11 protein-coding genes are annotated in these 13,279 nt (G+C 59.4%); 8 read left to right on the top strand and 3 right to left on the bottom strand.

Going from position 1 to position 13,279, the window contains the following annotated elements; all coding sequences use genetic code 11:
* Nucleotides 1-204: 204 nt before the first annotated feature.
* Nucleotides 205-528, bottom strand: coding sequence for a hypothetical protein (locus GVI59_RS17550; RefSeq protein WP_173575356.1), 324 nt, complete (start codon nucleotides 526-528; stop codon nucleotides 205-207).
* 287 nt (nucleotides 529-815) lie between these two features.
* Here GVI59_RS17550 and ssb point away from each other — a divergent pair, with 287 nt between their 5' ends.
* The 7 genes from ssb (at nucleotide 816) to GVI59_RS17515 (ending at nucleotide 9,878) form a co-directional block, all read left to right on the top strand.
* Complete coding sequence (ssb, locus tag GVI59_RS17545) at nucleotides 816-1,361, top strand: single-stranded DNA-binding protein (protein ID WP_173575355.1); 546 nt, start codon at nucleotides 816-818, stop codon at nucleotides 1,359-1,361.
* 204 nt (nucleotides 1,362-1,565) lie between these two features.
* A complete protein-coding gene (locus GVI59_RS17540; RefSeq protein WP_173575354.1) occupies nucleotides 1,566-1,712 on the top strand; it encodes a hypothetical protein in 147 nt (48 codons plus the stop codon).
* A 335-nt stretch (nucleotides 1,713-2,047) separates the two neighbouring features.
* The gene (locus GVI59_RS17535; protein WP_173575353.1) at nucleotides 2,048-3,376 is read left to right on the top strand and encodes a c-type cytochrome; all 1,329 of its coding nucleotides are present in this window, start codon (nucleotides 2,048-2,050) and stop codon (nucleotides 3,374-3,376) included.
* A gap of 33 nt (nucleotides 3,377-3,409) precedes the next feature.
* Nucleotides 3,410-3,898 (top strand): (2Fe-2S)-binding protein, encoded by a 489-nt coding sequence (locus GVI59_RS17530; protein ID WP_077813583.1) that lies wholly within the window; start codon nucleotides 3,410-3,412, stop codon nucleotides 3,896-3,898.
* Nucleotides 3,891-6,218: a xanthine dehydrogenase family protein molybdopterin-binding subunit gene (locus tag GVI59_RS17525; protein ID WP_173575352.1), complete on the top strand. Its 2,328-nt coding sequence runs from the start codon at nucleotides 3,891-3,893 to the stop codon at nucleotides 6,216-6,218. Before GVI59_RS17530 ends, GVI59_RS17525 begins: the two co-directional genes overlap by 8 nt.
* Nucleotides 6,219-6,429: 211 nt before the next feature.
* Complete coding sequence (gene htpG, locus GVI59_RS17520; RefSeq protein ID WP_173575351.1) at nucleotides 6,430-8,328, top strand: molecular chaperone HtpG; 1,899 nt, start codon at nucleotides 6,430-6,432, stop codon at nucleotides 8,326-8,328.
* A 281-nt stretch (nucleotides 8,329-8,609) separates the two neighbouring features.
* On the top strand, nucleotides 8,610-9,878 hold the full coding sequence (locus GVI59_RS17515; RefSeq protein WP_173575350.1) for a hypothetical protein: 1,269 nt from the start codon (nucleotides 8,610-8,612) through the stop codon (nucleotides 9,876-9,878).
* Between the two features lie 28 nt (nucleotides 9,879-9,906).
* On the opposite strand, the gene GVI59_RS17510 is transcribed toward GVI59_RS17515, so the two are convergent.
* Both GVI59_RS17510 and GVI59_RS17505 read right to left on the bottom strand, forming a co-directional pair.
* Complete coding sequence (locus tag GVI59_RS17510) at nucleotides 9,907-11,727, bottom strand: ABC-F family ATP-binding cassette domain-containing protein (protein WP_173575349.1); 1,821 nt, start codon at nucleotides 11,725-11,727, stop codon at nucleotides 9,907-9,909.
* A 79-nt stretch (nucleotides 11,728-11,806) separates the two neighbouring features.
* The gene (locus GVI59_RS17505; protein WP_173575348.1) at nucleotides 11,807-12,547 is read right to left on the bottom strand and encodes a PhyR family response regulator anti-anti-sigma factor; all 741 of its coding nucleotides are present in this window, start codon (nucleotides 12,545-12,547) and stop codon (nucleotides 11,807-11,809) included.
* A gap of 80 nt (nucleotides 12,548-12,627) precedes the next feature.
* Here GVI59_RS17505 and GVI59_RS17500 point away from each other — a divergent pair, with 80 nt between their 5' ends.
* Nucleotides 12,628-13,131 (top strand): sigma-70 family RNA polymerase sigma factor, encoded by a 504-nt coding sequence (locus GVI59_RS17500; protein WP_173575347.1) that lies wholly within the window; start codon nucleotides 12,628-12,630, stop codon nucleotides 13,129-13,131.
* Nucleotides 13,132-13,279 lie beyond the last annotated feature (148 nt).

Here is a 13,279-nt window from a genome sequence, read left to right as displayed (position 1 = left end):
ACACTCTGTCTGCATCGGGTTTTCTTATAGCTTACGAAAATTTCTTTTCTACAAAACAGACTTTTTCATAATCTAACCCGATGTACAACCCTTCTGTGAGATTTCCGCGTCAATGGCTCCGGCCGACTAGTCGGCAGACACCAGACGCGCAGGTCTGTCGCTGTTCTTTATAAAGTATGCCCCCGAAAAGGGAGGCGGTGCTGCTCAGGGGCGTGGCGGCAGAGGGAGCGGAGCCCAGTGTGTCGGTCGGGCATGGGGGGCCAGACGCCAGCGTCTGTCCTGCGCGTCCCAGCGATCCAGCCAGATATAATCGCCACGACCTTCCATGTACATGAACAGCAGAACAGCACTTCCATCCCGGGGCGCGGAACTGATGGGCCGCCAGATGTTGGCCACGAACGCTTCAAGTCCCAGTTTCATCCGTGTGCGGTAGTGCGTCTGGGCCTTGGGATCGAGATCGCTCCAGGCGGCCCCGCAATAGGCGTAGTAGGCTTCAGACGCAGCTTCGAGCTGCTCCCGGTCGATCATCCGGGTCGCAGTTGCTGTCGAGCGAGGAGAGGACGTCCCGGAAGGTGTCGGTCTGTTTGCCGGAACGTTTGGCGGAGGAGGACGGTTCAAGTGCTGGCCATGTCTGAGAATGATGGAACAATAAGGACGGAGATGGCATGTTAGTTCAAGAGCCGATGTGTCCGATTGCAGATTAATCGCTTTGCAGGAAGCCCGGCTGAGGTTTACCAGACATCCATAGCGAAGTTCCCTGTCCCTATCCGGCGACGCACAGGGACTCTGCACGATAGAATAAATGAGGAGCCACAATGGCAGGCAGCGTGAACAAGGTCATTCTGGTTGGAAATCTCGGGCGTGACCCGGAAATCCGTACCAGCCAGAACGGGCAGAAAATCGTCTCGCTTTCAGTGGCTACGAGCGACACATGGAATGACCGCGCTTCCGGCGAGCGCCGTGAGCGTACGGAGTGGCATCGTGTGGTCGTGTTCAATGACCGGCTAGCGGACGTCGCGGAACGATTTCTGAGAAAGGGACGGAAGGTCTATCTCGAAGGCGTTCTGCAGACCCGTAAATGGACCGACCAGTCCGGACAGGAAAAGTACACGACCGAGGTTGTGCTGGACCGGTTCCGCGGTGAGCTGGTGCTTCTGGATGGTCGGGGTTCCGGTGAGGGTGATGAGGGCGGTGGCTACGGCGGCGGCTCTGATGCTGGTGGCGGCTTCGGTGGAAGCTCTGGCGGCTCCCGTCGAATTGCGGGCGGCGGTGCTGCGGCTCCGCGCAACAGTGCTCCGGCTTCCCCCGGTGGATGGGATGCGCCGGGCGGCAGTGATCTGGACGATGAAATTCCGTTCTGAGTTTCGGGTAGTTTTACTCGGGTGGTTTTACAGGGGGAGGCGGATGCTTCTCCCTGTTGAGGAACAGTTCTGATCTGTTCCACGCATGCCGGTTGAACCTGTCGGGCTGTCGAAGCAGGTTTCTTCCGGTCAATGTGACGTCCATTGAGGCGGGCAGACAGTTCGCTGCTGTATTCGCTTCGGATGAGGCCGCCCCTTGTCCGCGTGTCCAAGACAATCATTCTGCAACTGGCCGAAGCATTCAGGCGCATGCTGCCGGATATGGCGCTCGTTCCGGTTTCTCTGCCCGTTACGAATGGGATGGCTCTATTTCCATTTCCGGAGGAGCATCCAGAAACCGGTCTGCTGTGACCTTTGTGAGTGCGGCAACAGTTTCCGAGCGACCCGGAAAGCCTGATCGCAATATTCAGAGTAAAAACACGCAGAAATAAAACGTCTATATTCATAGGAATATAGACGTTTTATTCACCATGCTGCGGTTTAGTGTGGTCACTGCGCCATACTGACAGTAAAAATTCTGCCATGACATAGATCATATTCCTCTTTTGAGGTTCCACGTTCCGATTTATGCATCTATTGAAAAGTGGCGCAGAGTGACACAAATGTCCCGACAGAGTCTTGGGGCGGGTGCATGTCGCTTTCCATGTTGTGAAGGACCGTCGGTTTCCCGGCAGTGAGGGTTGAGAGTGATCAAACGCATACTTACAGGCGTTGCGGGCGTCGGCATTGTCGCCGGAATGGGATTCCTTTGGTACGCCTGGTGGCCAGCCATTCCCAAGATCGCCCCTGTGCAGCCGGGACAGTTTTCAGCGGAAAAGATTGAGCGCGGTCGTATTGTTGCGGCTGAAAGCTACTGCGTTGAATGCCATACCCGTCAGGATAATGGTGGTGGTCCGACGCTTGCCGGTGATTACAAGATGGAGACGCCGTTCGGCGACATCTTCTCTTCCAACATCACGCCGGACCCCGAAACAGGCATTGGAAACTGGTCGGAGGCCGCCTTCCGTCGGGCGCTTCAGTATGGCGTGTCCCGCGATGGCTCCCACCTGCTGCCTGCGTTTGTCTATGACCATTTCACCAAGATGAGCGATGAGGACATCTCGGACCTTTATGCGTGGATCATGACCCGCCCGGCGGTGCACATGACGCGTCGTCCGAATGGCTTCCCGCTCAGCATCTCCCCACGCATCACGCTCGCCAGCTGGAAGCTGATGTTCTTCACGCCGGGTCGCTACAAGCCCGATCCGAACCATAATGCGGAATGGAATCGCGGCGCGTATCTGGCCGAAGGCGCAGCGCATTGCGGCGCCTGTCATACGCCCCGTAACCTTGCTGGCGCTGAAGAACTTCCCAACCACGAATATGATGGTGGCGTGGTTGACGGCTGGATCGCTCCGCCTCTGAACCAGAACAACCCGACGCCGGTCGTCTGGACCGAGGACGAGCTGTATCAGTATCTGCGGAACGGTGTGGCCCCGCTGCACGGACCGGCTGGTGGCCCGATGTCGCCTGTCGCGCATGACTTCCTTGCGACCGTGCCGGAATCAGACGTTCACGCGATTGCCTATTACTTTGCGGACAAGGCCCACGCAGTTGAGCGTGTGTCCGGCGACAAGGCCGCGCTTGAGCACGCCATGGCGGACTCGAAGAAGGACCTCATCGGGTTCAGCACGGATCCGGATGCGCGTCTCTATCAGGGCGCCTGCGGAGCCTGTCATTACAATGCCGCACCCGCGCCGGTTCTCGGACGCCCGGAACTCGCGCTCAACAATGCGCTGTGGCTGAAAGAGCCGACCAACCTTTACCTTGTCATGCTGCGTGGCCTGACAGCGAAGGAAGGTCAGAGCGGCGTCGCAATGCCGAGTTTCTATAATGCGCTCAGCGACAAGGACATGGCGCGTATCGCCGCCTATCTGCGCCGCACACGCACGACCCTGCCACCATGGACGGATCTGGAGAAGAAAGCTGCTGACGCCCGCAAGCTGGTGGAACCACCAGTCAATTCCTCGCACTGAGCCTCGGATGAGCTGGGATCACGGAGCCGTATCATGATCAAATTCAAACTCAATGGCCGTGACGTCTCGCTCGACGTGCCGGAAGACACCCCTCTGCTGTGGGCTCTGCGGGACGATCTCGGGCTGACAGGCACGAAGTTCGGTTGCGGCGTCGGTCAGTGCGGCGCCTGTACCGTGCATGTCGGTGGACGGGCGACCCGTTCCTGCGTGACGCCAGTCTCCGCCATCGAAGGCGCGGACGTCACCACGATCGAAGGGCTGGACCCGGAAGGTCGCCATCCGCTTCAGGAAGCGTGGCAGGAGATTCAGGTGCCGCAGTGCGGTTACTGCCAGTCGGGACAGATCATGCAGGCAGCCAGCCTGCTGCGCGATTACCCCGATCCGACGGACGAGGATATCGACGGCGTCATGGGCGGCAGCCTCTGCCGCTGCATGACCTATATCCGCATCCGCAAGGCCATCAAGGAAGCCGCCGCCGCCATGAAGTCGGCCAAGACGGAGGGAGATCACTCCAATGGGTAAGCTCGAACGCATTGCCGCCCAGCAGGACCGGGCCGCAGGGCGCGGCCTGTCCCGGCGTGGCTTCCTCTCCGCTGCCGTCGGCAGTTCCTTCCTGTTCGGTTTCGCCCGTGAGTCGAAGGCCGCGCAGACCTATCCGCTCGGTGCGCCCCTGCCGCCGCCGGAGTTCGAGCCCAACATCTGGTGTTCGGTCGCGCCGGACGGGACGATCAATGTCAACATCATCCGCGCGGAGATGGGCCAGCATATCGGCACGGCTCTCGCCCGGATCATCGCTGATGAAATGGAAGCCGACTGGGATAAGGTGAAGATCACCTATGTGGACACGGACCCGAAATGGGGGCTGATGGTCACGGGTGGTTCATGGTCCGTCTGGATGACATGGGACGTGTTCCGTCAGGCTGGCGCTGCCGCCCGGACCATTCTGGTCGAGGAAGGCGCGAAGCTGCTGGGGATTCCGGCCTCTTCCTGTCACGCCCGCAATGGCCGCGTGATCGGTGGGTCCTACTCCATCAGCTTTGGTGACATCGTCGCCAAAGCAAAGCCGACACGCAGCTTCACGCCTGACCAGATGAAGAATCTGCCGCTCAAGCCGGCTTCGGAGCGTCGTCTGATCGGCAGGCCGGTGAAGTCTCTGGACATTCCGTCCAAGACCAACGGCACGGCGATCTACGGCATTGATGCGAAAATCGACGGTATGGTCTATGGCCGTCCGAAGATGCCGCCGACGCGCTATGGCTCCAAGGTCGTCTCGGTCGATGACAGCGAAGCGAAGAAGGTTCCGGGTTATATCCGTTACATCACGCTGGAAGATCCCAGCGATACGGTTCCGGGCTGGGTTGTCGTGCTGGCGAAAAGCTATCCGGCCGCCATCCGCGCGACGGACCTGCTGAAAGTCGAGTGGACGCCGGGTAAGACCGCGAACGTCACGGAAAAGCAGATTCAGGATCGCGGACGCGAGCTGATCGCGAAGTCCGATGTTGGCACCATGATCTTCAACGACAAGGGTGTCGATGAGGCGTTCAAGGGCGCGAAGCGCGTGCTGGAGCAGGAATATACCTGCGCTTCGGTGATGCACTATCAGCTTGAGCCGATGAACGCGATCGCCCAGCTGAAGGACGGCACATGGGAAGTTCACTGCGGTAACCAGTGGCAGACCCTGTTCCTGCCGGTCATCGCCAAGGCGCTCGGCGTGCCGGAAGCCAAGGTGAAGATGGTCAGCTACCTGCTCGGAGGCGGTTTCGGTCGTCGTCTGAACGGTGACTATGCCGTCCCGGCGGCTCTGGCTTCCAAGGCTATCGGCGGCAAGCCGGTGAAACTGATCCTGACCCGCTCGGACGACATGCAGTTCGACTCCATCCGTTCGCCGTCCGTGCAGAAGGTGCGTGTGGCGCTGGATGAGAAGAACACCATCGTCGGATTTGAACATCACGCGACGGCCGGCTGGCCGACCGAAGTGATGGCCGGTCCGTTCATGGAAAAGGGCGTGGACGGCAAGCCATACGATCAGTTCGCCATTGCGGGTGCTGATAGCTGGTACGATTTCGGCACCATGCGGGTCCGCGCGATCAGCAACGATCTTGCCAAGGAGACCTTCCGTCCGGGCTGGCTGCGTTCGGTGAGCGCAGGCTGGACCCCTTGGGCGCAGGAATGTTTCCTCGACGAACTGGCGCATGAACTCGGCAAGGACCCGGTCGCTTTCCGTCTGGAACTGCTGAACGGCAACGGACCGGAGGGGCGTAACAAGGGCAAGGCTCCGGATTCCAACGGCGGGGCGCTGCGTCAGGCTGCGGTTGTGAAACGGCTGGCCGAGAAGGCGGGCTGGGGCAAGCCGCTCCCGAAAGACACGGCCCTTGGCATGGCGACCACCTTCGGTCAGGAGCGTGGCATGCCGACCTGGACCGCCGGAGCGGTGCGGGTGCATGTGGACCGGACAACGGGTGTCGTCACCTGTGAGAAAATCTGGCTGGTGCTGGATGCCGGAACCATCGTCGATCCGGACGGCGCGCTGGCGCAGACGGAAGGCGGGGCGCTCTGGGGTCTCAGCATGGCGCTATGTGAAGGTAGCGAGATCGTGGACGGCGTCTGCCGTGACCGCAATCTCGACACCTACACGCCGTTGCGCATGCCGGATGTGCCGGAGATGGACATCGAGTTCGTCGAAAGCACGGAAAAGCCGATGGGTCTCGGCGAGCCGGGCGTGACCACCATTGGCGCGGCCATCGGCAACGCCATCTTCAATGCGGTGGGCATCCGCCTGCGTCACATGCCGGTCCGTCCGGAAGACGTTCTGGCGGCACTGAAGGAAAAAGGCGCGGCCTGATCGCGCTACATAAGGGGAGTAGGGTCTGGCTCTGCTCCCCTTTTTTCTGCACTTCATTTTAACGGAATACGATCAGACAGGCCCTGCCCCCTTGCGGGTTTACGGGTCCGTACCCGCTTGAAAAACGGCTGTGACCACCACACATTACGGAAGGTTACGGTCGTTCGACGACTGCATTTGAACGAACTGAAAACAGAAGGATATTTATTATATGACCGGACAGGAGACCTCGAGCTCGTCTTCCTCGGCTGAAAAGCATGAATTCAGCGCCGAAGTCGGGCGTCTTCTCGACCTTGTCGTTCACTCCCTTTATTCCGAACGCGAGATCTTCCTCCGCGAACTGGTGGCCAACGCCGCCGACGCGACCGATCGCCGTCGCTTCGAGGCGCTGACCGATGGTGCCCGCGCGCTTCCGGAAGACGCGAAGATCCGCATCAATCCGGACAAGGACGCCCGTCTGCTGACCATCACTGACGATGGCACCGGCATGACCAAGGAAGAGCTGGTCAACAACCTCGGCACCATCGCCCGCTCCGGCACGCGCGCGTTCGGCAAGGAACTTGAGAGCGCGAAGCCTGAGGACAAGCCGAACCTGATCGGTCAGTTCGGTGTCGGTTTCTATGCGGCTTTCATGGTGGCGGATCGCGTGGAAGTCGTCTCCCGTCGCGCCGGTTCGGACGAGGCGTGGAAATGGACCTCGGACGGAAAGGGATCTTACGAACTCGCTCCCACGACCCGCGAAAAGCCGGGCACGGATATCACCCTGCACATCAAGGAAGACGCTGACGAATTCCTTGATTCCTGGCGTCTGCAGGAAATCATCCGCAAGTGGGCCGACCATATCGCGTGGCCCGTGACCATCGTGAAGGACGGCGAGGAGAGCCCGGCCAACGAAGGCACCGCACTGTGGCGCAAGCCAAAGAGTGAAGTGACGGAAGAACAGTATAACGAGTTCTACCGTCACATCTCGCACAACTTCGATACGCCTTGGGACACGCTGCACTGGCGCGCGGAAGGCACCATCGAGTTCAGTGCGCTGCTGTTCATCCCCGGTTCACGTCCGTTCGAGTTTGGCGATCCGGCCCGCGAGAGTAAGATTCGCCTGCATGTGAAGCGGATGTTCATCACGGACGATGCCGCGCTGCTGCCGGCATGGATGCGCTTTGTCGTCGGTGTGGTGGATACGGAAGACCTGCCGCTGAACGTGTCGCGTGAGATGCTTCAGGCGACGCCGGTTCTGGCCCGCATCCGCAAGGCCGTGACGGGGCGTGTGCTGAACGAGATCAAGAAGCGCTCTTCGGACAATGCCGAATTCCTGAAATTCTGGGAAAACTTCGGTTCCATCGTGAAGGAAGGCATCTGGGAAGACGCCGAGCATCGCACGGAGCTGGCCGGTCTGGCGCGTTTCCGCTCCAGCGCTGTGAAGGCGGAAGAGGACAAGCCCGAGTCCGGCTGGACGACGCTGGCTGACTATATCAGCCGCATGAAGCCCGAGCAGGATGCGATCTATTACCTGACAGGCGACAACGAGGATGCGGTCGCCAACTCGCCACAGCTTGAAGGCTTCCGGGCGCGTGGTCTGGAAGTGCTGCTGCTGTCCGAGCCGGTTGATTCCTTCTGGCCGGATCGTCTGACCAGCTTTGAAGGCAAGACGCTCAAGAGTGTGACGCAGGGTGCCGCCGATCTCGAGAAGTTCGCTGTCGAAGGCGAAGCTGCGACGGGTGAAGCTGCTGACATGGACATTCTTCTTCCGGCGCTGAAAGAGGCGCTGGGCGGTGAGGTGTCCGATGTGCGGGGCACGGATCGTCTGGTGTCCAGCGCCGTTGTGCTGGCGGCGTCCGAGAATGGTCCGGACCTTCAGTTGCAGAAGCTGATGCGTCGCAGCGGTCAGAAGCTTCCGGAATCGGCTCCTGTTCTGGAGCTCAATCCGCGTAACCCGCTGGTGCTCGAACTGGCGCGTAAGGCGGCTGAGAAAAGCCCGGCTCTGGCTGATCTGGCTCGCGTGCTTCTGGATGTCGCCCGTATTCAGGACGGCGAAAATCCGAAGGACCCGACGGCCTTCGCCCAGCGTCTGACAGGTCTGCTGACCGTCGCGGCGAAGGGCGAATAAGGGAACGTCCCTTACCGGCTATGGAAAGGCGGATGGAATCATGTTCCATCCGCCTTTTTTTATTGGTGTCGCGGTATTTTGCGGATGCAGGCGCAGTGACTTTTCAGGCATCTGCTCCGGACCCTGTTCGCACAGGACGTAATACTTTTTCTGTAGGATCTGTCTCGTTATCCTAAATTAAGGCTGATTACCGATTGTGTGGTGCCCGCACATGTTCCGCCAGAAACGTGTGAGGAAGTGGGGCGTTCTGTCTGGCAAGACCATCGGTGAGGGAACGGGACTTGAGTGGTGACGGAACAGAACGGCTGACTGAAGCTTCTGAAAAGAGCTTTGTTTCGGCACTGACGCAGGCTGAGCATGATCTGGAAAAAAGCGATGTCGGAGCGGTCATTGCTGACTGCGCGCGCGCGTTCGATAAATGGCCGGACATTCGTTTTCTGCGTCAGACCCTGCTGAAAGCGTGTGAGGCGGCCAACGCGCAGGAGCGGAAAACGATCTGCGATCTGCTTCTGCGCACTGAAATGCGTGATGCGGCACAGGATGCGGACATTGCGGCCGCCCTGTTCAATGAAGGCCGGTTTGAAGAAGCGCTGCCTCTGCTCCGTGATGTGGTTCACGGTCTGAAGGGAGAGCGTTTCTCCGCCTGGAACTACATTCGCAGCCTTGAAGCGACTGGACGCTATGACGAACTGATCGACAGCGCGGATTTTCTGGATGAACTGGCGGCAGCTCAGGGTGGACGCATCTCGCTCTACAGCCAGCTGGCCAACGCCCGTCTGGCAAAAACCTTTCAGCGCAGACTTCTGTTGCAGGATCTGGAGGACGCCGGGAAATCCGAACTCTGGCTTTCTCCCGAGCGGGTCGGGGCGCTGATTCGGGAAGCCGTGCAGGTCCGTGAGCCGTTCTCACTGGTCAGCATGGGATATGACGAGGCGAAAATCGTCTGTGCGACCAGTCTTCACGCTTCCCTGCTGCTGCGGCCTGTTGAAATGACCGAGATGGCCGAAGCGGTATGGCAGAGGCTGTCCGATACGGCTTTTTCCGATTGCGCTCCCAGCACGCAGGCAAGACTGGGACGAGGATACCGACAGGCGGCGCGGGAGGCTGCGATCCTATGCCTGCCGTCGTCCGCCATTCTGCAGAACGATAGAGAGCATTTTGGCTTTTTTGCCGAGCAGGACAGGGAAGTCCGTGTTGGTCGTTACAGGTCCTGCGCTGGGCTCGACGTGATGCCTGCGCTCGCTGACGTCGATCCGGGTCTGTGCTCTTTGCTGGGAGATCTCGCGTTTGCGGGAATTGTCACCACGCATGAAGGGCTTGCAGCGCGGATAGCGGAAACCTGCCGCCTTGGGACGGCGAATGAGGTGTTCCTGCAACGCAGTGGTCTGGATGAGATGCTGACCCGGATTGACGAAGTCTGGGTGCCGTACCCGGGGGCCGTTTTTCTGGTCGCGGCAGGCGCACTTGGACCCTATGCCTGTGGTCAGATTGTTGCAAAGGGTGGAATCGCGCTGGATGTGGAGTCCTGCGTGCGGACATGGGCTGTCTGACTGCTTACCAGTCAGACAGCCTTCTGGATCAGTTTCCCTGCAAGGCCTCACGCCTTGTCTCCAGCTCCAGCCACAGCTCTTCCGCTGTCGTCAGATCCCGTTCAGCGGAATCCAGCGCCTCGCTTTGCCGGGCGAAACCTTTGGGGTCTTTACTGTAAAGATCGGGATCTTCCAGAGCCGCCCGAAGTTTGACGATCTTGGCTTCGATTTCAGCGATTCGCCCCGGCAGTTTGTCCAGTGCAAGCTGATCCTTGTAGGTCAGCTTGCGGGTGCCGGACCTGGTTGTGCTGGCAGTAGGGGCAGGGGATGAAGCAGCCGGTTCTGGCGAAGCCGCTGTTTCACGCTGGTCGAGCGCCTGTCCGTGACGCTGCGCCAGCATGTCGCTGTAGCCGCCGGCGTATTCGATCCAGTCGCCGCCACCGGTTGCCGCGAGAGTGGATGTCGCAACGCGATCAAGAAAGTCACGATCATGGCTGACAAGAAGGACAGTGCCGTCATAGGACGACAGCATTTCCTGCAAAAGATCGAGCGTTTCCAGATCAAGATCGTTAGTCGGCTCATCGAGCACCAGCAGATTTGACGGACGGGCCAGAGCGCAGGCCAGCATCAGCCGACCGCGTTCGCCACCGGAAAGCTGCCCGACAGGGGTGCGGGCCTGCTCGGGACGAAACAGGAAGTCCTTCATATAGCCGATAACATGACGCTTTTCGTCACCGACCTGCACCATTTCTCCACCGCCACCGGTCAGTGTGTCGGCCAGAGTCTGCTGTGGGTCCAGTGATTTGCGTTGCTGGTCGAGCGTCACCATCGCGACGGATGGACCGAGCGTCACAGTGCCGCTGTCGGGCTGGTCCACCCCTGTCAGCAGGCGCAGCAGAGTGGTTTTGCCCGCTCCATTCGCCCCGACCACGCCCATGCGATCACCGCGCAGCAGGCGCAGGTCGAGATTGCGCACGATAGGGCGATCTCCCCAGCTTTTGCAGGCCTGTTCTGCGACTGTGACGAGTTTTCCGGAGTTCGAAGCGGTCTGTGCGGTAAGGTTTACCGTTCCCTGAGGACGGACGGCGTCCTTTCTGGCGGTGCGCAGGGCGGCAAGTTCCGCCACCCTCCGCACATTGCGCTTGCGGCGGGCGGTGACGCCGTAACGCATCCAGTCTTCTTCGCGTGCAATCTGACGGTCCAGCTTGTGGGCGTCCCGCTCTTCCTGCTCCAGAACTTCTTCGCGCCAAGTTTCGAATCGCTCGAATCCCTGATCAAGCCGACGTGTTGTACCGCGATCGAGCCAGACGACGCTGCGTGACAGGGTTTCCAGCAGGCGTCTGTCATGGCTGATGATGACCATGGCGGTGCGCAGGGAAAGCAGTTCCTTTTCCAGCCACTCGATGGTCGGCATGTCGAGATGGTTGGTTGGCTCGTCCAGCAGAAGAACATCAGGTTCAGCGGCCAGCACGCGGGCGAGCGCGCAGCGCCGGGCTTCTCCGCCGGACAGTGTCGCGGGATTATCGGTCGGACTCATGCCGAGCGCGTCGAGCATGACGCTTGCCCGCCATTCCTGTGACGGATCTGTCAGACCGCCGATGACGTAATCGAGCGCTGTTTCATGGCCGGAAAGATCGGGCTCCTGCGGGAGATAACGCAGGGTGCTGCCGGGCTGGAGGAAACGTGTTCCGGAATCGGGGAGGATTTCGCCGGCCGCAATGCGGAGAAGGGTGGATTTGCCGCAGCCGTTACGACCGACAAGACAGACCCGTTCGCCGGGAGAGACAGAAAATCCCACACCATCGAGCAGCGGTTTCCCGCCAAGCGTCAGAGTGATGTCCTGCAGGAGAAGAAGAGGAGGAGGTGCCATGTGCGGAAAGTGCGGGGAACTGCCTCGTCATGCAAGATGCTTGAAGAGGCAGTTCTCCCGAAACTGGCGTTAATGAGGTTCAGGGAACCGGCACGCCGCCCGTAATGGCCTGATAGGTAGCGATGGCTAATGTCAGTGGTTCGAACGGTTTTGTAATGACGAAAGCTGGCTCGACCGTGTTTCCGGTCAGCAGGCACTCCGGATAAGCGGTCACAAAAATGACCGGCACCGTCATGCTTTTCATGATTTCTGCGACGGCTTCCATACCATTTCCGCCCTCACCAAGATTGATGTCCGCCAGAATCAGGCCGGGCTTGGTTTCCCTGGCCAGCGCAATGGCGTCGGTCTGGGTGTGAGCGATGCCAGCGACTGTATGGCCGCAATGGATGATCAGATCTTCGATATCCATGGCGATGATGGGTTCATCTTCAATGATGAGAATCGACGTCTGGGAGACGGAGCGGATCGTTTTGTGGGCTTCGGCTATTTCCTTTGCGGCCGTGCTTTCATCAATTGCAAGGATATGGGCCGCTTGTGATGAGGACAGGCCTTCCAGTGCGGTCAGAAGAAGCAGGAGCCGTTGCGGAAACGACAGGGCGTGAGGTCGTTTGTCTTCTTCCTCAAGATTTGCGGCCTTACGGGAGATCGCCCGGTAAAGTTCGAGGCGTGCTGAGAGCTTTCCCGCCGGCTGTGTTACCAGGTCGCGCAGGCTTTCCGCGACGAGCAGGTCACCGCGGGACTGACTTCCTGTAAGCGCGCGCGCATAACGGCGTGCATACGGAAGCGCGCGGATCAGTTCGCTTCGTTGCGAATCGGGCATCGTGAACATTCCTTCGCGTGAACCGAAGTGACAGGCGGGGTTAGGTTGGCATGGCAAACCACGATCAGAAAAGAGCCTCTGTGACAGATAAGGGGGGGCAGTCTGCATTTAGACGTGGGGTTGTCGCTCTTTTGCCAGAATTACGTGCGTTTGCCCGCTTTCTGACCAAAGATCGCACACGTGCTGATGATCTGGTGCAGGAGGCCGTTGTTCGCGCATTTGCGTCGCGTGACCAATTTTCGGCCGAAACAAATCTGAAAGCGTGGTCATTCACCATCCTGCGGAATCTTTTCTATGAGCAGGCGCGTCGTTGCAAGCGCGAGCAGGAAATTCTGAGCGAATATAAAGAGCAGCCTCTCCCTTCTGCCGCTTCAGGGGAGAAGCATGATGACGTGAATGATCTCAACAAACTGTTGTGGGAGCTTCCGGACGATCAGCGCGAAGCCCTGATGCTCGTGGGGGCGCAGGAGCTCTCCTATGAGGAGGCGGCTGTCATCTGTGGAGTGTCCGCGGGGACGATAAAGTCCCGTGTGTCCCGGGCGCGCTCATTTCTGGTCAGTCTGAGGGATGGGGCAGAGGACTGATTCGGTGTCGGGAATCTGGGCCTGAAACTTGGTAAGCTTTAATTTTCCTTGGTTTTCTGGGGTTTTTGGTTGGTTTTTGGATTTTCTGTGAGATTTTTTGTGAAAGTGTGTTGACGGTATTTGTTTGTGGGGCTTATAAGCCGCTCAC

Origin of the sequence: Acetobacter sicerae (genome assembly GCF_011516765.1) — a bacterium.
Taxonomy (GTDB): Bacteria; Pseudomonadota; Alphaproteobacteria; order Acetobacterales; family Acetobacteraceae; genus Acetobacter; species Acetobacter sicerae.
This window is presented reverse-complemented; position numbering and strand designations above follow the sequence as displayed.